Genomic DNA, 23555 nt, shown 5'->3' with positions numbered 1-23555 from the left:
CCCCCGCCCTTCGGCGGCGGGGTCCCGGGTCCGCGCCCGAGCGTCCGGAGGAAGGCGCACCCGGGACCCCGCCGCCGAAGGGCGGGGGTGCCGGGCCGGGGCCCACCTGGACGCCGCCCGCGGAGCCCTCCCGGACGGCGGAGCCGGAGCCCACGCCGACCGAGCAGCCGCCGACGACCCCTGCTCCGGAGCCGACGGTGGCGGAGCCCTCCTCGTCGGCGCACGAGCCGCCCGGGACCCAGCTCGCACAGCGGGAACCGGCACCCGAGGCCGGTGCGCCGGTCTAGCCCGATCGCCTCGCTGACCTGGGCATTGCGGGCCGGTTTGCCTTCGGGGGTGTGAGGTGCGTATGGTGGTAGATCGTTTGATCCCATTTGCCCGGCGCCACCGCAGAGCGCGCCGTGTGGCGCGTTCTCTCCCCCTGCCGTGGTGGACCGCATTGAGGCGGTCGTATTGCGAATCGCGATTCACGGAGTTGACGGGCGCGTGCCGACGAGAGACTCCGGAAGGTTTCGCATTCGCATGTCCATGACCAGTACCGATCACGCCGTCATGCCCGAGAACGCCGAAGGCGTCGAGGGCGCGACGGAGGCCGCAGAGGCCCCCGCGACCCCCGAGGTGACCTTCGCCGAGCTGGGCCTGCCCGAGGGCGTCGTGCGCAAGCTCGCGCAGAACGGCGTGACCACCCCCTTCCCCATCCAGGCCGCGACCATTCCGGACGCGCTGGCGGGCAAGGACATCCTCGGCCGGGGCCGTACCGGCTCCGGCAAGACCCTCTCCTTCGGTCTGCCGACCCTGGCCACGCTGGCCGGCGGCCGCACCGAGAAGCACAAGCCGCGCGCCGTCATCCTCACCCCGACCCGTGAGCTGGCCATGCAGGTCGCCGACGCGCTCCAGCCGTACGGCGACGTCCTCGGCCTGAAGATGAAGGTCGTCTGCGGCGGCACCTCGATGGGCAACCAGATCTACGCCCTCGAGCGCGGCGTCGACATCCTGGTCGCCACCCCGGGCCGTCTGCGCGACATCATCAACCGCGGCGCCTGCTCCCTGGAGAACGTGCAGATCGCCGTTCTCGACGAGGCCGACCAGATGTCCGACCTGGGCTTCATGCCCGAGGTCACCGAGCTGCTCGACCAGGTGCCCGCGGGCGGTCAGCGGATGCTGTTCTCCGCGACCATGGAGAACGAGATCAAGACCCTGGTCGACCGGTACCTGGACAACCCGGTCAGCCACGAGGTCGACGCCGCCCAGGGCGCCGTGACGACCATGTCGCACCACATCCTGGTCGTGAAGCCCAAGGACAAGGCGCCGGTCACCGCGGCCATCGCCTCCCGCAAGGGCCGCACCATCATCTTCGTCCGCACCCAGCTGGGCGCCGACCGCGTCGCCGAGCAGCTGCGCGACGCGGGCGCCAAGGCGGACGCGCTGCACGGCGGCATGACCCAGGGCGCGCGCACCCGCACGCTGGCCGACTTCAAGGACGGCTACGTCAACGTCCTGGTCGCCACGGACGTCGCCGCCCGCGGCATCCACGTCGACGGCATCGACCTGGTCCTGAACGTGGACCCGGCCGGCGACCACAAGGACTACCTGCACCGCGCCGGCCGCACCGCCCGCGCCGGCCGCACCGGCACCGTGGTCTCGCTCTCCCTGCCGCACCAGCGCCGCCAGATCTTCCGGCTGATGGAGGACGCGGGCGTCGACGCCACGCGCCACATCATCCAGGGCGGCGCGGCCTTCGAGCCGGAGGTCGCCGAGATCACCGGGGCCCGGTCGATGACCGAGGTCCAGGCCGAGTCGGCGGGCAACGCCGCGCAGCAGGCCGAGCGCGAGGTCGCCCAGCTCACCAAGGAGCTGGAGCGGGCCCAGCGCCGCGCCACCGAGCTGCGCGAGGACGCGGACCGCCTGGTCGCCAGGGTCGCGCGGGAGCGGGGCGAGGACCCGGAGACGGTGCTGGCCGAGGTGGCCGCGGCCGCGACCGAGGTCTCGCTGCCCGAGCAGCCCGGCGCACGCGACGTCGAGAAGGCGGAGAGGCCGGAGCGCGGCGCCTCGGCCGGCCGTGACCGCTTCGCCGACCGCGGCGACCGTGGTGACCGCCGTGACGACCGTGGTGGCCGTTCGTTCGAGCGCCGTGACGACCGCGGTGACCGTGGCGGTTTCCGCCGTGACGACCGCCGCGATGACCGTGGTGGCCGTTCGGTCGAGCGTCGTGACGACCGCGGTGACCGTGGCGGTTTCCGCCGTGACGACCGCCGCGATGACCGTGGTGGCCGTTCGTTCGAGCGTCGTGACGACCGTGGCGGTTTCCGCCGTGACGACCGCCGCGATGACCGTGGTGGCCGTTCGTTCGAGCGTCGTGACGACCGTGGCGGTTTCCGCCGTGACGACCGTCGTGACGACCGTGGTGGCCGTTCGTTCGAGCGTCGTGACGACCGTGGCGGTTTCCGCCGCGACGACCGCGGTGAGCGCGGCGGACACCGCGGCAGCGACCGCCCGTTCAACCGCGACCGCCAGGGCGACCGTCCCGGCTTCCGTTCCGGCGGCCACGACCGCCCGTACGGCCGCCGTGACGACCACCGCGGTTCGTCCGGTTCGTCCTTCGGCCGCCGTGACGACAAGCCCCGCTGGAAGCGCAACGGCTGACGCCTGAACCTCCGTACGCGCCGCGGCCCCTGCCCTGACGGGTGGGGGCCGCGGCGCTCTCGTTTCGGCCACGTGGTGACGCATGTCACGCCCGCCCCGAGGGAATTGCTGGGGTCATGACAGATGACGCCAAAGTGAGTGGGCTGTCGGACGAGGAACGGCTGGCCCAGCTCGGCTACACCCAGGTTCTGGCCCGCCGCATGTCGGCGTTCTCCAACTACGCGGTCTCCTTCACCATCATCTCGGTCCTCTCCGGCTGCCTGACCCTGTATCTCTTCGGCATGAACACGGGCGGCCCCGCGGTCATCACGTGGGGCTGGGTCGCCGTCGGCCTGATGACCCTCTTCGTCGGCCTCGCGATGGCCGAGATCTGCTCGGCGTACCCGACCTCGGCGGGCCTGTACTTCTGGGCGCACCGCCTGGCGCCGCCCCGTACGGCGGCGGCCTGGGCGTGGTTCACGGGCTGGTTCAACGTGCTGGGCCAGGTCGCGGTGACCGCCGGCATCGACTTCGGCGCCGCGTCCTTCCTGGGCGCGTACCTGAACCTGCAGTTCGACTTCGAGGTCACACCCGGCCGCACGATCCTCCTCTTCGCGGCCATCCTCGTCCTCCACGGCCTGCTGAACACCTTCGGCGTCCGCATCGTCGGCCTGCTGAACAGCGTCAGCGTCTGGTGGCACGTCCTCGGCGTCGCGATCATCGTCGGCGCGCTGACCTTCGCCCCCGACCGGCACCAGTCGGCGTCGTTCGTCTTCGGCGAGTTCGTCAACAACACCGGCTGGGGCAGCGGCGTCTACGTCGTCCTGATCGGCCTGCTGATGGCCCAGTACACCTTCACCGGCTACGACGCCTCCGCCCACATGACGGAGGAGACACGCGACGCGTCCACGGCCGGGCCGAAGGGCATCGTCCGCTCCATCTGGACGTCGTGGATCGCCGGCTTCGTCCTCCTCCTCGGCTTCACCTTCGCCATCCAGTCCTACGAGGGCGCCCTCACCTCCCCGACCGGCGCGCCGCCCGCCCAGATCCTCCTGGACGCGCTCGGCGCCACCGCGGGCAAGCTGCTGCTCCTGGTCGTCATAGGGGCGCAGCTGTTCTGCGGGATGGCGTCGGTGACGGCGAACAGCCGCATGATCTACGCCTTCTCCCGCGACGGCGCGCTGCCCTTCTCCCACGTCTGGCACACCGTGAACCCGCGCACCCGCACGCCGGTCGCGGCGGTCTGGCTGGCGGCCCTGTCCGCGCTGGCCCTCGGCCTGCCGTACCTGATCAACGTCACGGCGTACGCGGCGGTGACGTCGATCGCCGTCATCGGCCTCTACATCGCGTACGTCATCCCGACCCTGCTGCGGGTCCGCAAGGGCGACGCCTTCGAGCGCGGGCCGTGGCACCTGGGCCGCTGGTCCCGGGTCATCGGCGTGGTCGCGGTGGTGTGGGTCGGCGTCATCACGGTCCTGTTCATGCTGCCCCAGGTCTTCCCGGTCACGTGGGAGACCTTCAACTACGCGCCGATCGCCGTCCTGGTCGTCCTCGGCTTCGCGGCGACCTGGTGGCTGGCCTCGGCCCGCCACTGGTTCCTCAACCCCGACCACGCCCGCACCCGCGCCCGCGCGGCCGCCCGCGCGAACGCCCCCGAGCCGGTGGACCCGTAGCCCAGTGCTCCCACCGCTCTCCGACGCGGCCGTGACCCCGATACCCGATCGGAGTCCCGGCCGCGTCGGGCTATGCTCGGTGTGGCAACATCACGCAACACCGCGTGGTACCCCCTGGGCCCTTAGCTCAATTGGCAGAGCAGTGGACTTTTAATCCATTGGTTGTGGGTTCGAGTCCCACAGGGCCTACCGCGTGCAGGCAGGCAATACGCCCTCTGACCTGCCAGGGAGCGTCCGGGTCGGCTTCGGTCGGCTTGGACGCTCCTTCGTTTTCGGGCCCTTGCGTGAGCGGATGGGTGCCCATCACGACAAGAATGGGCGTCAGCAGCCCGTACGCGAGAGCGAAAACGGTGGCCGGTCGGCCTGTGGTCGCCTCACTGACTCCGAGCCCTCGGGCGACGAGGCCGAGCTGTCCCGTCGCGCATGGCGCTCAATTTCGTTTCGCCGAGGAGTGCTTGGAGAGCGCGCCGGGCGCTGGTGGGCCGAGGGGGCCTCGTGGCTGTGCGGAACCAGATCGTTCGTTTCAGGCACGAGGCCCTCGCCGTGCCGGGCCGCTTCAGATCGCCGGTCTCGGCGGCCGACGGCGGTTACTGGTGCGTGGCCAGGAACGGCAGGAGGACGTCGGCCATCTCGTCGGGTACTTCCTCTGCGAGGTCGTGGCCGGCGTCGAAGACATGCCCGGTGACGTCGTGGGCCATGAGCCGCATCTGGGACTCGTTGCGGTCGCCGATGAACGCGGATCCGCCCAGCGCCAGGACCGGGATGTCCAGTTTCTTCTGTGCGGTCTGCCGGTTCTGTTCTGCGTCGACGAGCATGGCCCGGTAGATGGAGAGCATCGCGCGGATGCCGCCGGGCATGGAGTAGCAGCGCACGTATTCCTCGACCGCGTCGGGGGTGGCGCTGTCGGGCCGGCTGCGCTCGTACTTGATCATGTACGTGATCAGCTCGCGCTCGTGACCGGCGATCAGCATCTCGGGTACGTCGGGCTGGAAGTAGAAACCCAGGTGCCACAGGTGCATGCCGCTGGAGACGTTCTCGGGGGTGAGGGCCGTGTGGTCCTCGAAGCCGAATCCGGGGAACAGCGCCTCGGCGAAAACCAGAGCGGTGACGTGGTCGCGGTGGCGGGCGGCGAGCTGGTAGCCGATCACCGCTCCCCAGTCCTCACCCGCCACGGCGTATGTCCGATGTCCGAGGTGGTTCATCAGCTCGGCGATGTCGTCGCTCATGGTCGCGGAGTCGTAGCCGTCCGACGGCCGGGCGGAGTCGCCGAGACCGCGGAGGTCCGGCACGACGACGGTGTAGTGGGGCGTCAGCCTGGGAAGGAGGTGGCGCCAGTGGTAGCTGGTCTTGGGTACGCCGTGCAGAAGCACCACCGCGGGGCCGGACCCGGCTGTGCGGTAGTGCAGGCTCGTTCCGTTCACGGCGGCTCGGCCTGTGCGGACGGGCGTTCCCTCGTGGTCGAACATCATGGTCTTCTTCAACTTCCTTGGTGTGCGTGGCGATGAGGGCGTCAGTGGGCCGGCGCGGGGGCGACGAGGGTCGTCAGGCGGCTCGGTCCGGTGCCGTCCGTGGTCGTCCGAAGTCTTCGGTCAGGGTGCGAGCGGGGCGGGGTCGCCGGAGCCTGTGTCCGGGCGTGCACCGGCGCATTTACTGGATCGCCTGTTACAGATTCCGGGCATGAAAAAGTCAGTCGAGGGTGGCCAGCGCGACCTCCACGAGGGATTCGAGGGTGCGGGCGTCCGGCGTGATCTTCGCGGAGACCAGCAGTCCGTTGAGGAAGGTGACGAGGAAGGCGGCGAGGGTGTCCGGGTCGTGCCGCCTCGGCATCTCGCCCCGCTCCGCCGCGGTCCGGAGCACTTCGGCGAGCGCGTCCCGGCTGGCGTCCTGCATGTCGCGCACGGTGCGGCGGGTCGCCGCGTCCTCCGGCAGGCGCTCGCAGACGGCGTTGACCGCCAGGCAGCCCCGGCCGTCGTCCCGCACGGCGATCCGGACCCGCTCGACCAGCATCGTGCGGATCGCCGACCGGGCGTCCGCCCCTTCCTCCAGGCTGCGCAGGGCGGCCGCCGCGAGGGTGGTGCGGTAGTGCTCCAGCGCGGCCCGGTAGAGGCCGTCCTTGTCGCCGAACGCGGCGTACAAGGATCCCTGTCCGATCCCCAGGTGCCCGGTCAGGTCGCGCACGGAGGTGGCCTCGTAGCCGCGCGTCCAGAACAGCTCCATCGCGCGGCTCACCGCCGCTTCGGTGTCGAACTCCCGGGTCCTTGCCATGGCTCCACCGTAACGTATCTGGATCGTACGCTCAAGAAAAGCCGTCTGACCGTCTTGTTGAGCCTTGCCGGTGGGTGGGGGCTGAGTCCGGCTGAAGTCACTGAGGCTGGGTGGTCGGGTGAGACGTCCGGAACGGTCTCGGGAGGGAGAGCGAGCGGTTTCGCACGCCTTCAGGCAATCGGCGCGCGCCTTGGGCCGGCCGGGGTCACTTGGACTCCAGGCGCCCCAGAGCGTGGGAATCACCGGCGAGGACGGTGCGGGCCGTCTCCCAGTCGGTGTTGCTGGTGCCGGTGACGTGGCGCAGGTAGGCGAGGGTGACCTGCTGGACGAGGGCGACGCGGTCGGGGTCCTCGTCGGTGGTCTCTGCTGCGTCGTAGCCGGGGATGCCGCCGAGGGAATGCCGGCCGCCGTAGACCGTCAGCAGGCTCTTGCTGCCCCGGCTGAGCGTGTAGGGCTCGCTTGTCCAGGACGGGCCCGTGGTGGAGAGCGGCAGTTCGTCCTTGTCGCCGGCGACGACGAGTCCGGGGGCGGTGATGTGGGCGAAATCCTGGTCGCGCAGCCAGGGAGCGATCTCGAGGGCGAGAGGGGTCAGGTTGTCGCCGCCTTCGCCGGCGGTGGCCAGCTGGATGGTGGCCATGACCCGGGAGTCGGACAGGTCCTCGGTGGTGCCGGTCACCGGGTCCGTGACGCGCAGCCCCACGAGGATGCCCGCGGTCTGGCCGCCGAAGGAGTGTCCGGCCGCGACGATGCGGCTGTGATCGACCCGGCCGGCCAGGCCGGGCACGGACGCCTCCAGGGTGCCGAATTCGTCGAGGATCCGCTTCATGTCCTGCACGCGGTAGCGCCACATATGGGGCTTGCGGGGGTCGTCCGCGGCCACGTTGAAGCGCTTGGAGTCGAGGTGGGTGGCCTGGACGACCACGAAGCCATGAGAGGCCCAGTGGTCGATCAGCGGTGCGTAGCCGTCCAGGTTCGAGCCGAATCCGTGCGCGAACAGCACGATCGGCAGGTTGGCTCCGGTAACCGGTGCGGAGACGCGTACGTGCAGGTCCTCGCCGCGCCACGGCGCGGGTAGCACGAGTGGCTTGACCGAAACGATCGGGGTGGACAGGGGGCTGACGAGACCTGTGGTCTGGTTGATGGCCATCTGTGTGTCCCTTTCAGAGAGGAGTCGCATCGAGGGGGCCGGGCGTGTGCCTCCACGCCGACCCCCGCTGGACCGCGGAGATGTCCTCACTCACGGGTGCTCCATTTCGTTCGAGCCGTGGCCTGCAGGGGACGTACCGGCAGAAACACCCGGCAGAGGTTCATATCCGCTACGCTAAAACCTGACGTTGACGTCAAAGGCAAGTAGATGTGACGCACGACATGCCGGGCATGGAGACGGGAATGCGTATCGGAGAACTCGCCCGGAAGACCGGAGTCACTCCCCGGGCCCTGAGGTACTACGAGGAGCAGAATCTGCTCGTCCCCGAGCGCAGCGACAGCGGTCAGCGGCACTATGCCGAAACCGCGGTCGACCGGATCCGGCTGATCCGGGAGCTGTACGCCGCCGGCCTGTCCAGCAAGACCATCGCCGAGTTGACACCCTGCGTCATCGACGGCAAGGCCACGGCCGAGCTGCTCGACCGCCTCGCCGCGGAGCGCGACGGCATCGACCAGCACATCGCGGACCTGTCACGCACGCGGGACCGGCTCGACTCGGTCATCGCCGGCGCCTCCGCCAACATGCACACCGGCGCCCCCTGCCGACGAGACGCGGTCGGCTAGGCCGGCAGCCACCTGCCCCTCGGGACCCATCGGCGGGCGCCCGGGGCTGACAGCCACGTGATCCGAGCATCCCCGCGTGAGCGGACGGTGTGGCACGAACAGTCACGAGCTGCACCGCTCATCACGGGCAGACATCCCGACCAGGCAGTTCCGGACCCCGTGGCAGCGCCCGGAATCGCCCCGCATGCCTTGACCAGGACTTCTCATTCATTGGTTGTGGGTTCGAGTCCCACAGGGCCTACGCGTTGGACCCCGGCTCACAGCAAGGCCGAGCCGGGGTCCTGTCCGCTTCGCACGGTGGTCACCCGCGCACGTGCAGCCCGAAACCCGTGCGGCCCGCGGGCTCCAGCCCCTCCTTCAGCTGCAGCGAGGGCATCTCGTAGTCGCCGAAGTTCTGTGGCCGGAACGCGATCGGCTCGGTCGACTCCAGCGTGAGCAGGCGCTGCTCCCAGGCCTTGGCGACGTCCGGGTAGTCCTCGACGGTCATCCGGTCGGCGCCGTACACGACGAACGGCGGCACGGCCTCGATGCCGGGGTAGTAGAGGATGCCGTGGTGGATCGGGAACAGCAGATCCTCGACGGGACCGTTGATGCCGCGGGCGCCGTAGTGCGACTCCTGGCCGCCGATGGTCACCGACAGCAGGGCCCTCCTGCCCGCGAGGGTCCCTTCGCCGTAGCGCTCGCCGTACTTGGTCTCGCTGTGCTCGCCGACGCCGTACGCGAAGCGGAAGGTGAACACCCGGTCCACCCAGCCCTTGAGGATCGCGGGCATCGAGTACCACCACAGCGGGAACTGGAAGACGATCGTGTCGGCCCACAGCAGCTTCTCCTGCTCGGCACGCACGTCCGGGGTGAGCGTCCCGCCTTCGAAGGCCCGGCCCGAGTCCCGGGCGACCTTCAGCGGACTCGAGGCTTCGGGGCCGTAGTCCGCGGCGTCGACGACCGCCTTCCAGCCCATCGCGTACAGATCGCTCACCCGTACCTCGTGCCCGGCGGCCTCCAGGGTCGAGACCGCGAGGTCCTTCAGCGAGCCGTTGAGCGACTTCGGCTCCGGGTGGGCGTGGACGATCAGCGTCTTCACGGGGGACTCCTTCGGATCGGATGCCATCGATCCTGGACGCCGCGGCGCCCGTCGTTCAGGGACGCCTCGACCATCGGACGGGACTTCCTGGTACCGGCAGGACCACCCTCGCGGTCCCCGCCCGTGGCCATACTGGGGGGCATGGACGATCTCGCTGGATTCCTGCGGACCCGGCGCTCCCGCGTCGACCCGGCGTCCGTCGGCATCCCCACCGACAGCCGCCGCCGGGTCGAAGGGCTGCGCCGCGAAGAGGTCGCGCACCTGTCCGGGGTCAGCGTCGACTACTACGTACGCCTGGAGCAGGGCCGCGCCACCCAGCCCTCCGAGCAGGTCCTCGACGCGCTCGCCCGCGTCCTCGGCCTCGACGAGACCGAACGCGGGCACCTCCACCGGCTCGCCCGGCAGCGCCGCCGCCGGGCGAAGGCACCGGCCTCCCGCGTCCGGCCGGAACTGCTGCGCGTCCTCGACCTGGTCGCCGACGCACCCGCGCTCATCATGAACCACCGCCTGGACGTGCTCGCCGGGAACCGCCTTGCCGGGCTCCTCTTCGGCCGGCCGCTGCCGGGCCTGAACACCGCCCGGCACATCTTCCTGGAGGAGGCCGAGCGGGGCCTCTACGCGGACTGGGAGAACTGCACCCTCGACGCGGTCGGGCACTTGCGCCTGGCCGCCGGCAAGTACCCCGAGGACCCCCGCCTGGCCTCGCTCATCGGCGAGTTGGCGATGGGCAGCGAGCGCTTCCGCCGCCTCTGGGCCCGCGCGGACGTCTGCGCCCGCACGCACGGACGCAAGGCATACCGGCACCCGCTGGTCGGACTGCTGGAACTGCACCAGGAGAACTTCGCGATGCCGGACGCGTCGGGCATGGAGCTGCTGGTGCTGTCCGCGGCCCCCGGCAGCCCCACCGAGGACGGGCTGCGCCTGCTCGCGGGCCTGGGCTCGGACAGCCCTGAGGCGCTTCCCGCCGACGGACGGGCCCGCACCCGCGAGTAGGGTCCCTCGGCATGAGCACAACACCGCCCGCAACACGCCGTGTTGGCCTCGCCGCAGCGATCTACGGTGTCTTCGTCGCGGGGTGGTACCTGGGGCAGCCCGTCTCCCCCGAATGCCACGTCGACCAGGCCGCCCTCGACCGGATCACCGCGGAGCACGAAGCCGAACCGTCCCCCAGGGACTCCCAGACGCTCACCGCCTACGCCGTCGACTGCACCAACGAGACGAGCGAACGCCCCCGCGTGCGAGCGTGGTTCGAGGGCCAATGGCGGTGAACGGACGGCGCGGCGCTCCCCGGTTGCCCGCCTGGATGACGCTGCGCCGCCTCGTCGTCGCCACCACGCTGTACGCGGTGTTCCTGGCGGGGTGGTGGCTGGGCCAGCCCGTGCGCTCCGACGGCTGCCTCGAGGACCGGCGGGCCGACGGCAGCTCCGCACCGGTGGAACCGGCCGACCCCGGCCGGTACCTGGACAACCTCGACCTCGACTTCGGTCTGCTCGACTGGGCCGACGACATGGACGGCCACCGTGACGGCGAGTACGGCCCCAGCGACTACGGGTACGACCTGCGGAACGGTTCCGAGGCGTCCGCGACGTCCGGCGATGGTTACGCTCCTTGCTCCTACAGGAAGCGCGCCCGCCTGCTCGCGTGGGTCAACGGCGACTGGGGCTGAAGCACGAAGGAGCACGTCCGGACATGACCGCCCACGAGAGGGCCGGCGGGCCCCTCCCCCACGTCCTCCTCTCCGCCGCCGTCTCCCTCGACGGCTACCTGGACGACACCGGGCCCGATCGCCTGCTGCTGTCGTCCCCCGCCGACTTCGAGCGGGTCGACGAGGTGCGGGCGTCGGTCGACGCGATTCTGGTCGGGGCCGGGACGATCCGGGCCGACAATCCGCGGCTGCTGGTGAACTCCGCCGAGCGGCGGGCCGCCCGAACCAGGGCCGGGAAGGCCGAGTACCCGCTCAAGGTGACCGTCAGCGGCAGCGGTGAGCTGGACCCGGCGGCGCGGTTCTGGCACACCGGTGGGGAGAAGGTGCTGCTGACCACGGACAAGGGGGCAGGGCGGGCCCGGGAGCTGGGAATCGCCGGCGATGTCGTCGTCCCGCTCGGCGACTCGCTGCACTGGCGAGCGGTGCTCGAGTACCTGTACGACCGGCGCGGAGTACGGCGGCTCATGGTGGAGGGGGGCGGGACCGTCCACACCCAGCTGCTCCAGCAGGAACTCGCCGACGAGCTGCAGCTCGTACTCGCGCCCCTGCTCGTCGGCGACCCGGCCGCGCCCCGGCTCTTCGGGCCCGGCGCCTACCAGGGCGGGCGGCTGCGGCTGGTGGAGTCGCGGCGGATCGAGGACGTCGTGCTGATGCGGTACCTGCCGACCGCACCCGGCACCGGCGACCGCGTGAGCGCCGCCGACCGGCACTGGCTGGCGCTCGCCTGCGAGCTGGCGGAGCTGTGCCCGCCGTCCGGGACGGCGTTCAGCGTGGGGGCGGTCGTGGTCGCCGCCGACGGCGGCGAGCTGGCGCGGGGGTACTCGCGGGAGGGCGGCGACGCCGTCGTGCACGCCGAGGAGGCCGCGCTCGCCAAGGTCGACCGCGCCGATCCGCGGCTCGCGGGGGCCACCGTGTACAGCAGCCTGGAGCCCTGTGCGCGCCGCGCCTCCCGGCCCGTGCCCTGCGCCCGGCTGATCCTCGACGCCGGGGTGCGCCGCGTGGTCACGGCCTGGCGGGAGCCGGACACCTTCGTGCCGGGGGCGGACGGCGGCGGGGTGCTCGCCGCCGGGGGCGCCGCCGTCGTCGTACTGCCGGAGTACGAGGAGCGGGCGAAGGCCCCCAACGGTCACCTGCGGGGGGCCTGAGACACGTGTGTGCGTTCCGCCTCCGACATGACGTACACTGGTGACACAACGACGCGGGGTGGAGCAGCTCGGTAGCTCGCTGGGCTCATAACCCAGAGGTCGCAGGTTCAAATCCTGTCCCCGCTACTGAAGGCCGAGGGCCGGAATCCGAAAGGGTTCCGGCCCTCGGTGCGTTCACCCGTTCACCCGCTCGGCCCTCACCGCTCGCCGCCCACCCCCGTCGCGGGAAACCTGGAGTACGGCACGGCAAGCGGCGCGGACAGGGGGCGGCGGGAGACCAGTGGTGCGGGCAGGCGATGTGGAGGACGAGGGAGCGTACGCCCGAGCCGGCGGCCGGCTCCCCGGCGATCCCGTGCCCGACCCGGGCCTCGGCGACGAGCCGGCGCCTGTGGTGCCCGCCGGGCAGCCGCGGCCTTGGCGCGCCTCGTACGGGCGGGCCCTCGCGCGCTCGCTCCCCGTACTGCTGATCGTCGTCGCCGTCCTGTACGACATCTTCACCCCGCGCTACTTCACCGCCGGTCCCCTCTACACCGCCGCGCCGCTGGTCGCCGCCCCGATCTACTCCCGGCGGGGGACCGCGCTCACCGGGGCCGCCGTCGTCGCCTCGGTCGTCGGGCTCCAGCTCGGCAAGGGCGTCATCCACTACGTCGACTCCCTCACGGAGCTGATCACCATCGCGACGGTCGCCGCGCTCGCCGTCTTCGTCAACGCCTTCGTCCGCCGTACCGACGAGCGCCTCGCCATCGCCCGGGAGATCGCCGAGACCGCCCAGCGCGCCGTACTGCCCGAGCCGGCCGAGCGGATCGCCGGCTTCGAGATCGCCGCCTGCTACGAGGCCGCGCAGGCCGGCGCCTTCATCGGCGGTGACCTGTACGCGGTGCAGGACAGCGCGCGCGGCGTCCGGCTCATCGTGGGGGACGTGCGGGGCAAGGGCATGGGAGCGGTGGCCGCCGTCGCCGTGGTGATCGGCGCCTTCCGGGAGGCCGCCGAACAGGAGGCGACGCTGGAGGCGGTGGCGCAGCGCCTGGAGCGGGCGCTGGCCCGGGAGGGCACCCGGCGCGAGGGCCTGGACGCCTTCGAGGGCTTCACCACCGCCGTCCTCGCCGAACTCCCGCACGGCGCCGGGACCGTACGCATCGTCAACCGCGGGCATCCGCCGCCCCTGCTGCTCCACGGCGACGGCACCGTGGGCCCGCTGCCCTCCCGGGAGTCGGCGCTGCCGCTCGGCATGGGCGAGCTGGGCGTGTGGCCCGACCGCGCGGAGGAGACGGCCTTCCCCGGTGGGGCCACGCTGCTGCTGTACACCGACGGGCTGTCGGAAGCCCGGGACGAGCGGGGGGAGTTCTACGATCCGTGCGCACGCCTGTCCGGTCGCGTCTTCCGCCACCCGGCGAAGGTGCTGGACACCCTCGCCCGCGACGTGCGCCGCCACTCGGGGGGCGGGATGGCGGACGACATGGCGCTGCTCGCCGTACGGCGGCCACGGCGCGGCGACCATGATCATTGTCACGAGCCGTGACGGAGTGGCGTCCCTCCGCATAACAACTGACGCACCGTCAGAAAGAAGTGTCGTGAAGGGGAATACCGAGCCGGGGTCAACTCGCCCGGATTTCACCGATCCTGAGGTGTACGTCCCGGCTGTTTTCGTTAATGATCAAGAGGAACAGCTTGGAATCCGGGCCCCGGGTCTATTAACGTTCGATAACGCAGCGCGGTCGTCCCAGCCGTCACAGAAGGCGGCTCCGTGCGCACGCGCCGAATCCCGCAAGGGAACCGGGGAACCACCACATTGGGGTGAATCGGGCGTTTGACGCCGTGGCAACACGGCTGCATGCGCGCGTAGGAGACCTTCCTGCTCCGAACCCGTCAGCTAACCCGGTAGGCGAAAGGAAGGAAAGGAGTACGCCCACGTGGCGTCCAACCGGCCTGCCCCCGAGGCCCCGTTCGTGCCCAGTCGGCACGACACCGACACCTTCGGCTACGAGAACTACCGCACCGAAGAGGGTCCTTGGGAGGAGTGGAATCCCACCGAGGAATCCATCCGCCCCGTACGCGGCCGGCACCGCGTCGCCAAGCAGCGTGGCGGTCTCGCCCGCAGCTCCACCGTCCTCGGCGTCGGTGTCATAGCCGCAGTCGGCGCGGGCGGTATGGCCAGCGCGCAGACCGGCAAGCCGCCGGTGTCGATCTCCATGCCGGACCTGCCCAACGTCGGCTCGCTGATCTCCGACGAGGAGCCGCAGCCGGAGGGTTCCAGCACCCCGCTCAGCGGCATCGGCGTGACCACCGCCGCCGACACCGCGGAGGGTGCCGACTCCGCCGGCGCCGGTGAGTCCCTGCGGGCCAGGATCATGGCGCAGGCCGAGCAGCAGCAGGCCCAGGTCGAGACCAAGGCCGCCGCCGAGGCCGCCGCGGCCGCCGAGAAGAAGGCCGCGGAGGCCGCCGCCAAGGCGGAGAAGGAGGCCGAGGCCAAGGCCGCCGCCGCCAAGAAGAAGGCGGAGGAGGAGGCCGCGAAGAAGGCCGAGGCCGAGCGTCTCGCCAAGCTGGCCAAGCAGTTCACGCTGCCGACCTCCTCGTACACGATCTCCTCGACCTTCGGTCAGGCCGGCGCCTACTGGTCCTCCGGCCACCACACCGGCCTCGACTTCGCCGCACCCACGGGCACGCTGCTCAAGGCCGTGCACAGCGGCACCATCACGTCGGCGGGCTGGGACGGGTCGTACGGCTACAAGACCGTGCTCACCCTGGACGACGGCACCGAGGTCTGGTACGCCCACCAGTCCTCCATCAGCGTCAGCGTCGGTCAGGAGGTCACCACCGGTGACGTCATCGGCCGCGTCGGCGCCACCGGCAACGTCACCGGCGCCCACCTCCACATGGAGGTCCACCCCGGCGGCGGCTCCGGCATCGACCCGATGGCCTGGCTGCAGAGCAAGGGCCTCACCCCCTGAGCCACCGGCCCATCCGCTTCCCGCCGGCCCCGGCGGTCCTGACGGCAACCCCCCGACGTCAGGGCTGCCGGTTTGCGGGCTTTTTGCGTCTGTGCCGGAATGACCTGATCCGGTGCGTTCGTTGACGCCTTACATGACTTCTCTGCGCAAGCTCGGCTCCTCCGACCTGGAGGTCTTCCCCCTGGCCCTCGGCGGCAACGTCTTCGGCTGGACCGCCGACCAGGACCGGTCCTTCGCCGTCCTGGACGCCTACACGGCGGCCGGCGGCAACTTCGTGGACACCGCCGACTCGTACTCCGCCTGGGTCGACGGCAACAGCGGCGGCGAGTCCGAGACCGTCCTCGGCCGGTGGTTCGCGGCCCGCGGCAACCGTGACGACGTCGTCCTCGCCACCAAGGTCAGCCAGCACCCCGAGTACCCGGGCCTGTCCGCCGCGAACATCAAGGCGGCGGCCGACGCCTCGCTGCGCCGCCTGGGCACCGACCACATCGACCTCTACTACACGCACTTCGACAAGCCCGAGGTGCCGGTCGAGGAGATCATCGGCGCGCTGGACGAACTGGTGAGGGCGGGCAAGGTGCGGCACATCGCCGCCTCCAACATCTCCGCCGAGCGGCTCGCGGCCTCCCTGGAGTTCTCCGACCGCGAGGGCCTCGCCCGGTACGTCGCCCTCCAGCCGCACTACAACCTGGTCTCGCGCGACACCTACGAGGGCGGTCTGCGCGACCTCGCCGAGCGGTCGGGCCTGGCCGCGGTGCCGTACTACGCCCTCGCGTCCGGCTTCCTCACCGGCAAGTACCGCCCCGGCGCGAGCGTCGACAGCCCCCGTGCGGGCGGTGCGGCGGGGCACCTGGAGACCGAGCGCGGCCGGCGGGTGCTCGCCGCCCTGGACGAGATCGCCGAGGCCCACGACGCCCCCGTCGCCACGGTCGCCCTCGCCTGGCTGGCCGCGCAGCCGACGGTGACCGCGCCGATCGCGTCCGCGCGCACGGTGGAGCAGCTGCCCGCACTGCTGGGCGTCGCGGAGCTGAGCCTGACGGACGACGAGGTCGCGCGGCTGACGCGGGCCTCGGCCTGAGCGTGACGCCGCCGGTGCCCGCCTACGGGCGGTAGTGACCCGGCGGTGCGTACGGGTGGGCGTACGGGACGTACGGCGTCTGAGCGGGGTACGGCGTCTGGGCCGGGTACGGCGCGGAAGGGCCGGGGCCGTACGGGCCGTACGGGTACGCCCAGGGCGGCGCGGGCCGGGGTACGGGCGGTGCCGTCGAGCGGGCCGCGTGGTCCAGGGCCGGGCGGGCCGCGCCGCGCCGGTGCCACAGGGCGTCCAGCATCTCCCGCTCCCGCACGGCGTAGTCGGCGCCCGCCCGGCCACGGCGGCCGCGCTGCCGCAGGAACGCCAGCGAGGTCGCGTACGCCTCGTACTGGGCCACCGCGCGTGCCGCCTCCTTCCCGCCGTGGAGCCGGGCGTGCTGCCGGGCGACGCGGCGGGCCCGCATCGAGCCGAGCGCGTGCGGCTCCGCGGGCGTCAGCCATCCGGCCAGGACGTACGCGGGCAGCTCGGCCCGTACGGTGCCCAGTTCGCGCTGCCGGGTCCAGATCACCAGCCAGGTCAGCAGGCCGAAGGCCGGCACCATGAAGGCCGCGTACACGGCGTAGAAGCCGTACGCGCCGAACGCGGCCGAGCCGTTCCACAGCGCGTGCACGCCCATCGCGAGCAGCAGGCCGGACAGCGGGAGCAGGGCGCGGCGCAGGCGGTGGCGGCCCGCGGAGAGCGCGGCGATGCCGAAGCCGATGCCGGTGAGCACGGTGAAGAGCGGGTGGGCGAACGGGGACATCACGACGCGGACGAAGAAGGTCGCCGCCGTGACGGAGGCGATTCCGCTGCCGCCGGTGAGCTGGTCGGTGCCGAACGCGGTGCCGAGGTACAGGATGTTCTCGGTGAAGGCGAAGCCGGTGGCGGTGACTCCGGCGATCACCACGCCGTCGACTATGCCGGTGAAGTCACGCCGGCGGAACAGGAAGACCAGGAGGACCGCGGCGGCCTTGGCGGACTCCTCGACGACCGGCGCTATCACCGTGGCGCCCAGGGTGTCCGCGCTCGCCGGGTCGGCGGTGGCGGTCGCTATCCATCTGGTCGCGAAGCTGTTGGCGACGATCGCTATCAGCGCCGCCGCGCAGGCCCCCCAGGAGAAGCAGAACAGCAGGTTGCGCCAGGGGCCGGGGTCGACCCGGTCCAGCCAGCGGAAGGCGGCCACGAGCAGCGGCACGGGCAGCACCGCGAGGCCGAGCCCGACCAGGAACCCCTGCGTGCCGGTCTGTTCGCGGACCAGGGCGAGGATCACCAGACCGGAGAGCGCGAGCAGCGTGGTCAGCGCGCCGTACCGCACCCAGGACCGCTGCCACCAGTGCGGATGCGTACGCGGGAACGTGGGCTGACGCGTCGGACACGGGGGACTGGCCACGGCATGGACCCTAACCGGTGGGGGGCTGCTCTTCGTGGGGATCGCGGAGCTGTACGCGGCGGAAGAGCAGGTCGTTCACCACATGTCCCTTGTCCAGCCCCTGGCCCTCGAAACGGGTCAGCGGCCGGTGCGCGGGACGTGGCGCGAAACCGCCGTCCGGGGCGGTGTTCTCGAAGTCGGGGTGCGCGGTCAGCTCGTCGAGCATCTGCTCGGCGTACGGCTCCCAGTCGGTGGCGCAGTGCACGAGGGCGCCCGGCGCGAGCCGGGTCGCGGCCAGGGTCAGGAACTCCCGCTGGATCAGGCGCCGCTTGTGGTGGCGCTTCTTCGGCCACGGGTCCGGGAAGTAGACGCGCAGTCCGGCGAGCGAGCCGGGGGCGAGCATCTCGCGGAGCAGGATGATCGCGTCGCCGTTGGCCACCCGGATGTTGGACAGGCCCTTCCGCTCGGCCAGACCGAGGAGGTTGCCCTGGCCCGGGGTGTGGACGTCCACGGCGAGGATGTTGGTACCGGGGTCGGCCTCGGCCATCTGCGCGGTGGCCTCGCCCATGCCGAAGCCGATCTCCAGGACGACCGGGCGCGCGTCGCCGAACAGCTCGCCGAGGTCGAGGTCGCGCTGCCCGTCGATGTCCAGTCCCCACTGGGGCCACAGCCGTTGCAGCGCGTCCGCCTGGCCGGCCGTCACGCGGCTGCGCCGGGGCTGGAAGCTGCGGATCCGCCGCTCGAAGTGCGAACCGGCGGGATCGGCCTTCGGCCCGTCCGGGAAGCGCGGCTCCCCCTTGGCACGGGTGTGCCTCAGGGAGGTGCCGGTGTGGGTGGCGGCTGGCTGGTGAGCGTCGGGGGCGCTGGGGAAATCAGACACAGTGCCCCCAATTTTACGGCCCGCCCGTGCCGGGCTCACGAGCCTCCCAGCAGGGCCAGTGCCCTGCGGCCCACCTCCCGGCCGATCGGCAGGGCCGCGGTGGCCGCGGGCGACGGCGCGTTCAGTACGTGCACCGCGTGGGGGCCCTCCTTGATCAGGAAGTCGTCCACCAGCGTCCCGTCGGCCAGCACCGCCTGGGCCCGCACGCCGGCCGGCGCCGCGACCAGGTCGCTCTCCGTCACGGACGGCAGCAGTCTGCGTACGGCGGTGGTGAAGGCGGCCTTGGACAGGGACCGGCGCAGCTCCCCGGTGCCGTACCTCCAGTGCCGCCGCGCGATGTGCCAGGAGCCGGGCCAGGCCAGCGTCGCGGCCAGCTCGCGGGGGCGGACGACACCCCAGCCGTAGCCCTCGCGGGCCAGCGCCGGCACCGCGTTCGGCCCGAGGTGGACGCCGCCGTCGATGCCGCGGGTGAGGTGGACCCCGAGGAACGGGAACGCCGGGTCGGGCACCGGGTACACCAGTCCCCGCACCAGCTCGGGACGGGCCAGCTCGTAGTACTCGCCCCGGAACGGCACGATGCGCATCCCCGGGTCGTCGCCGGTCAGGCGGGCGATCTCGTCGCAGTGCAGCCCGCCGCAGTTGACCAGGACGCGGGCGCGGAGCACCTCGCCGGAGCGGGTGCGGACGGCGACGCCGAGACCGGGGCGGCGGTCGATGTGCCGCACCTCGGCGCCGTAGCGCAGCTCCGCGCCGGACGCCTGGGCCAGCTGCCGCGCGACGGCGACGTAGTCGCAGATGCCGGTGGTGCCGACGTGTATGGCGGCGAGGCCCCTGACCTCGGGCTCGTACTCCTGGATCTGGGCGGCGCCCAGCTCGCGTACCGGAATGCCGTTCTCCCGGCCGCGCTGGACGAGGGCGTGCAGGCGGGGCAGCTCGGCGCGGTCGGTGGCGACGATCAGCTTGCCGGTGACGGCGTGGTCGATGCCGTACTCGGCGCAGAACTTGACCATCTCGGCGGCGCCCCGCACCGCGTACCGAGCCTTGAGCGAGCCCGGGCGGTAGTAGACCCCGCTGTGGATGACGCCGCTGTTGCGGCCCGTCTGGTGCCGGGCCGGGCCCGGTTCCTTCTCCAGCACCGTGACCCGGGTGCCCGGGGCGGCGCGTGTGATCGCGTACGCCGTCGACAGGCCGACGATGCCGCCGCCGATCACCAGCACATCGCAGTCGAACACTCGTTCCATCTCCCGGTCCACCTCCCGGCTTCGATAGTGCACTGCGCCACTGACAATGCCTTCAAACCCGGAAGGGGCGGTGCATCGGGCCGGCCGCGTCAGGCCGGGGTCACCAGCAGCGGCCGCGCGCGCTCGCGCAGCTCGACCACGCGCGGCTCGTCGCCGTAGGGCTCCAGGCGGTGCAGGAGGTCCTTCACGTACTCGGTGGTGCGGGCCGAGGAGATGCGGCCGGCCACCTCGACCGCCCGCTCGCCCTGCTCGCAGGCCGCGTCCAGATTGCCCGACTCCAGCTCGGCCACCGCGGAGACGACGAGCCTGAGGCCGTGCGAGCGTACGAACTCCTCCGTCGGTTTCGACAGTGCCTGCTCGGTGAAGCGGCGCACCTGGCGTGGTGCCTTCAGGTCGCGGTAGCACTCGGCCGCGTCGGCGGCGAACCGGTCGTAGGAGTAGAAACCCAGCCACGACGGGTCGCTGTCGCCGGGGCGGGCGCGCTCCAGCCAGCTCTCGGCGGCCTTCAGCGCGGCGCCGGCCGCCGGTGCGTCGCCCGCGCGCGCGTGAGCCCGGGCCTCCACCAGGCGGAAGAAGCTCATGGTGCGTGCCGTGGCCAGGCCCCGGTTGCGCTCCAGGGCGGCCTGGGCGAGGTCCACGCCCTCGTCGCCGAAGCCGCGGTACGTGGCCTGCAGGGACATCGAGGCGAGGACGTAGCCGCCCAGGGGGACGTCGGCCGCCGCGCGGGCCAGGCGCAGGGCCTGGATGTAGTACCGCTGGGCCGCCTCCTGCTGACCGGTGTCGAAGGCCATCCAGCCGGCCAGCCGGGTCAGTTCGGCCGAGGCGCCGAACAGGGCGCGGCCGACCTCGTCGGAGTAGGAGCCGAGCAGCAGGGGTGCCGCCTCGACGCGTAAGCACTCGGGGACCATCGACGAACGCCAGTCGCCGCCGCCGTACTTGGAGTCCCAGCGGCGGGCGTCCTCGGCGGCCTCCCGCAGCTTCTGCACATCGCTGTGGCCGACTTTGAGCGGTGCGCCGGAGCCCTCGACCGGGCCCACGTCGCGCGCCACCGAGCTGTCGGCCGGGGTTATCAGCCACCGGGAGGCGGGTGTCGCGTACGCGCTGACCGCGAACGAACCCGCCAGCGACTGCCAGATGCCGCCGCCGGCCCGGCGGCCGGCGAGGTCGAGGCGGTACAGCTCGGTGGCGGACCGCACCGCCTGGCCGACGTCCCGTGGGAAGGCGAGGCCCACTTCGGGGGCGGGATCCGCGTCCGCCAGGCCGATCTCGTGGAGCGGCACCGGACGGCCGAGCTTCTGGCCGATGGCGGCGGCGATGAGGTGCGGCGCCGCACCCTGCGGCACCATCCCCTTCGACACCCAGCGCGCCACCGACGTCTTGTCGTAGCGAAGTGTCAACCCGCGTTGGGCGCCGAGGTCGTTGACGCGCCGGGCGAGTCCTGCGTTGCTGATTCCCGCGAGGGCGAGAACGGCGCCGAGCTTTTCGTTCGGCCCGCGTTGCTCCCTGGACATGCGCCACCCCTCGACACAGACGGCTGCCGCGCTGGCATAACCACGCGGCATTCGTAAACCCAGCGTAGTTCGCCGGATCCCAGGCGTTAAGAGGCATTGTTCCGGATGGCGGGATTGTGGTCCGTACTCAAGTGCGGTGCGTGCACGGTCCGTTGCGGCGTGCTCCCGTTGTGTGGCCGTGCGCCCGTCCGTGCGCTCTTCTCCGGCCATCGCGGGAGCGATTCCATGGGCGGTGCGTGGGTCGGCCCGCTGTACTGGATCCAGCGGGCTGGGGGACACCGCCGCCTACATCCCCGCGGGCGGCGGACCGGCCCGGGGGGCGAGTCCCGCCTCCCGGGCCGAACGCCGGCGAGTGGGGCGGGGGCCTGTACGCAGCGTGTTCGAGTCCGTCCGCGTGTCGTCGATTCGGCTGAAAATCGTTCCTGGTATTTCGGGTGTACATCCCCCCTCACCACGGGAGTTGACGGCGCGTGGGGGAGCCAAACGGCGCGTTGTGGGGGCGCATTCGAGTCGTCTTCGCGCCCTCGGACGGAGCGCGGACGGAACGCGGATCGACCGCCGAGCGGAAGCGGAAGGGGAGTTGACGTCCTCGCGCGAGTGACCGCGAGGACGCATTCACGGGAGCCGGTGCGGCTCCGCCGCTGCTCTGCGGCGCGCCCTTCATGGCAGCATGGGGAACCAGTTCGTACGGTGCACTGGTTGTCCCCAGCCTGTGGAGGCGTCGATGCGGTGGTTGGTGGGGTGGAGCAGTGCCGCCGTGGGAGCCGCGGGGATCACCGGCGCGGCCGGCTCCGCGGGCGCCACCGGGTACGACGGCGAGACCGTGCAGCCCGTCGGCGCCCAGCCGTTGTGGGGTGACCCCGACCCCCTGTGGGCGGTCGGCGACTGGCGCCCCGACGAGGTCCGCGTCGTCGACGCCGACCCGCAGACCCGGATCGCCGTCCTCGGCATCTGCGGCGCCTCCGACGAGCAGCTGCGGGTCGCCCTGTTCGCCGCGCGCGGCGGCGCCCTCCGGCACCTGACGGCGTGGCCCGGCAGCTACACGGCCGTCGTCCAGGTGGGGCGGCGGATCACCGTCTGCGGGGATCTCGCGGGCGCGCGGCCGGTGTTCCACACCCCCTGGTCCGGCGGCACCGCCTACGCGACCGCCGCGCTGCCCCTGGCCGACCTCGTCGAGGCCAACCTCGACTTCGGCCACCTCGCCGCGCTGCTCGCCGCGCCCGACGTGCCCGCCGCGCTGGACGACTCCACCCCGTACGACGGCGTGAAGCGCGTTCCGCCGGGGCATGCGCTGATCCTGCGCGCCGGGGCACGCGAGATCGCCGGGTACGAGCCGGTGGCCTCGCTCGCCGTCGCGGCGCCCTCCGCCGACCCCGACCGCGCGGTGGACGGGGTGCGGGACGCGCTCGTGGAGGCCGTGCGCACCCGGCTCGCCGCGCCGCGGCACGTCCCCGGCGACGGCATCGACCCCGGGCCCGTACCGGGCATGGGACCCGCGGAACGGCGTGCCGCGCGCGGGATGCCCGTTCCGGGGATCGGGGCCGACCTGTCCGGCGGGCCGGCCTCGGGCACGCTGGCGCTGCTGGCCGCCGGGCTGCCCGGAATGCCGGGGACCGTGCTCGGGCACGGCACCGGGGCCGGGGAGCGGCTGCTGGCCGTCACCTTCAACGACCTCGCCGTGGGCGGTCAGGAGTCCGAACTGGCGCGGGCGGGCGCGCTGGCGGCCAACCCGCGGCTGCACCACGTGGTGGTCACCGGCGGGGAGGACATGCTGCCCTACGCCGACCTGGACGGGCCGCTCACCGACGAACCGGGCTCGTCCCTGGTCGCGGCCGCGCGGCACCGGGCGCGGCTGGCGGCGGGCAGCGCGGACCACTTCACGGGATACGGGGCGCGGCAGGTCCTCGACGCCCACCCGGCGCGCCTGGCCGACCTGCTGATGGACCGCAAACGGCGCCATCTCGTACGGCCGGTCGCGGCACTGGCCAAGGCCGACGGTTCGGTGCTGGTCCCCGCGCGCGTGTACGGGGCGGCGCGGCGGCTGGCGCGGACGCCGTACCGGACGGGTCTCGAGGTGCTCGCCGGGCGGCTGCTGCGGCGGCGGTTCGACGCGCTCGGCGACGGGGCGACGGACGCGTCCCTGGCCGCTGGCCGTCACCTTCAACGACCTCGCCGTGGGCGGTCAGGAGTCCGAACTGGCGCGGGCGGGCGCGCTGGCGGCCAACCCGCGGCTGCACCACGTGGTGGTCACCGGCGGGGAGGACATGCTGCCC

At 72.3% G+C, this 23555-nt stretch carries 19 protein-coding genes, 2 tRNA genes, 1 pseudogene and 1 riboswitch; of the genes and pseudogenes, 14 read left to right on the top strand and 8 right to left on the bottom strand.

Translation table 11 applies throughout. From position 1 onward, the window contains the following. The 4 genes and pseudogenes from DMH12_RS39465 to DMH12_RS24305 form a co-directional block, all read left to right on the top strand. A pseudogene (locus DMH12_RS39465) lies at positions 1–287 on the top strand (hypothetical protein); the annotation flags it as partial. Between the two features lie 235 nt (positions 288–522). Further along, on the top strand, positions 523–2643 hold the full coding sequence (locus DMH12_RS24315) for a DEAD/DEAH box helicase (RefSeq protein ID WP_185832501.1): 2121 nt from the start codon (positions 523–525) through the stop codon (positions 2641–2643). 116 nt (positions 2644–2759) lie between these two features. Next, on the top strand, positions 2760–4295 hold the full coding sequence (locus DMH12_RS24310) for an amino acid permease (protein ID WP_125493593.1): 1536 nt from the start codon (positions 2760–2762) through the stop codon (positions 4293–4295). A 116-nt stretch (positions 4296–4411) separates the two neighbouring features. Beyond that, positions 4412–4484, top strand: a tRNA-Lys gene (locus DMH12_RS24305). Between the two features lie 398 nt (positions 4485–4882). Here DMH12_RS24305 and DMH12_RS24300 read toward each other — a convergent pair. The 3 genes from DMH12_RS24300 to DMH12_RS24290 form a co-directional block, all read right to left on the bottom strand. After that, on the bottom strand, positions 4883–5764 hold the full coding sequence (locus DMH12_RS24300; RefSeq protein WP_185832502.1) for an alpha/beta fold hydrolase: 882 nt from the start codon (positions 5762–5764) through the stop codon (positions 4883–4885). Between the two features lie 217 nt (positions 5765–5981). Next, complete coding sequence (locus tag DMH12_RS24295; RefSeq protein ID WP_125493592.1) at positions 5982–6560, bottom strand: TetR/AcrR family transcriptional regulator; 579 nt, start codon at positions 6558–6560, stop codon at positions 5982–5984. A gap of 205 nt (positions 6561–6765) precedes the next feature. Next, positions 6766–7707 carry a chlorophyllase/cutinase-like alpha/beta fold protein gene (locus DMH12_RS24290; protein ID WP_125493591.1) on the bottom strand — a complete coding sequence of 314 codons (942 nt, stop codon included), beginning with the start codon at positions 7705–7707 and terminating at the stop codon, positions 6766–6768. A gap of 242 nt (positions 7708–7949) precedes the next feature. Here DMH12_RS24290 and DMH12_RS24285 point away from each other — a divergent pair, with 242 nt between their 5' ends. Continuing rightward, positions 7950–8330, top strand: a complete 381-nt coding sequence (locus tag DMH12_RS24285) for a MerR family transcriptional regulator (protein ID WP_125493590.1) — start codon at positions 7950–7952, stop codon at positions 8328–8330. A gap of 301 nt (positions 8331–8631) precedes the next feature. On the opposite strand, the gene DMH12_RS24280 is transcribed toward DMH12_RS24285, so the two are convergent. Beyond that, the gene (locus DMH12_RS24280; RefSeq protein ID WP_125493589.1) at positions 8632–9411 is read right to left on the bottom strand and encodes an NAD(P)H-dependent oxidoreductase; all 780 of its coding nucleotides are present in this window, start codon (positions 9409–9411) and stop codon (positions 8632–8634) included. A 141-nt stretch (positions 9412–9552) separates the two neighbouring features. Between DMH12_RS24280 and DMH12_RS24275 the strand changes: the two genes are divergently transcribed. From DMH12_RS24275 to DMH12_RS24240, 8 genes are all read left to right on the top strand, one after another. Continuing rightward, on the top strand, positions 9553–10404 hold the full coding sequence (locus tag DMH12_RS24275) for a helix-turn-helix transcriptional regulator (protein ID WP_125493588.1): 852 nt from the start codon (positions 9553–9555) through the stop codon (positions 10402–10404). 11 nt (positions 10405–10415) lie between these two features. Further along, a complete protein-coding gene (locus tag DMH12_RS24270) occupies positions 10416–10679 on the top strand; it encodes a hypothetical protein (protein ID WP_125493587.1) in 264 nt (87 codons plus the stop codon). Beyond that, the gene (locus DMH12_RS24265) at positions 10676–11077 is read left to right on the top strand and encodes a hypothetical protein (protein WP_399188557.1); all 402 of its coding nucleotides are present in this window, start codon (positions 10676–10678) and stop codon (positions 11075–11077) included. Before DMH12_RS24270 ends, DMH12_RS24265 begins: the two co-directional genes overlap by 4 nt. A 23-nt stretch (positions 11078–11100) precedes the next feature. Continuing rightward, positions 11101–12261, top strand: coding sequence for a dihydrofolate reductase family protein (locus DMH12_RS24260; protein WP_125493586.1), 1161 nt, complete (start codon positions 11101–11103; stop codon positions 12259–12261). Positions 12262–12313: 52 nt separating this feature from the next. Then, positions 12314–12387: transfer RNA gene (locus DMH12_RS24255), tRNA-Met, on the top strand. Between the two features lie 157 nt (positions 12388–12544). Then, positions 12545–13780 carry a PP2C family protein-serine/threonine phosphatase gene (locus tag DMH12_RS24250; protein WP_125493585.1) on the top strand — a complete coding sequence of 412 codons (1236 nt, stop codon included), beginning with the start codon at positions 12545–12547 and terminating at the stop codon, positions 13778–13780. Positions 13781–14004: 224 nt separating this feature from the next. Beyond that, positions 14005–14160: riboswitch (cyclic di-AMP (ydaO/yuaA leader) on the top strand. 11 nt (positions 14161–14171) lie between these two features. Continuing rightward, positions 14172–15209, top strand: coding sequence for a M23 family metallopeptidase (locus DMH12_RS24245; protein WP_125493584.1), 1038 nt, complete (start codon positions 14172–14174; stop codon positions 15207–15209). Between the two features lie 133 nt (positions 15210–15342). Then, positions 15343–16287, top strand: coding sequence for an aldo/keto reductase (locus DMH12_RS24240; protein WP_125493583.1), 945 nt, complete (start codon positions 15343–15345; stop codon positions 16285–16287). A 22-nt stretch (positions 16288–16309) separates the two neighbouring features. Here the strand turns inward: DMH12_RS24240 and DMH12_RS24235 are convergent, their stop codons facing one another. The 4 genes from DMH12_RS24235 to DMH12_RS24220 form a co-directional block, all read right to left on the bottom strand. Continuing rightward, positions 16310–17671 (bottom strand): PrsW family intramembrane metalloprotease, encoded by a 1362-nt coding sequence (locus tag DMH12_RS24235; protein WP_125493582.1) that lies wholly within the window; start codon positions 17669–17671, stop codon positions 16310–16312. Between the two features lie 10 nt (positions 17672–17681). After that, positions 17682–18530: a tRNA (guanosine(46)-N7)-methyltransferase TrmB gene (trmB, locus tag DMH12_RS24230; protein ID WP_125493581.1), complete on the bottom strand. Its 849-nt coding sequence runs from the start codon at positions 18528–18530 to the stop codon at positions 17682–17684. 35 nt (positions 18531–18565) lie between these two features. Then, on the bottom strand, positions 18566–19771 hold the full coding sequence (gene lhgO, locus DMH12_RS24225; RefSeq protein WP_125493580.1) for an L-2-hydroxyglutarate oxidase: 1206 nt from the start codon (positions 19769–19771) through the stop codon (positions 18566–18568). An 89-nt stretch (positions 19772–19860) separates the two neighbouring features. Next, on the bottom strand, positions 19861–21282 hold the full coding sequence (locus DMH12_RS24220) for an MFS transporter (protein WP_125493579.1): 1422 nt from the start codon (positions 21280–21282) through the stop codon (positions 19861–19863). 724 nt (positions 21283–22006) lie between these two features. Between DMH12_RS24220 and DMH12_RS24215 the strand changes: the two genes are divergently transcribed. Then, positions 22007–23555, top strand: a 1549-nt coding sequence (locus DMH12_RS24215) for an asparagine synthase (RefSeq protein ID WP_260474329.1), incomplete at its 3' end; no start/stop codon positions are given.

This window comes from Streptomyces sp. WAC 04229, assembly GCF_003947455.1.
Taxonomy (GTDB): domain Bacteria; phylum Actinomycetota; class Actinomycetes; order Streptomycetales; family Streptomycetaceae; genus Streptomyces.
Note: the sequence above shows the minus strand (reverse complement) of the source record. Positions and strands in the feature narration are given on the sequence as shown.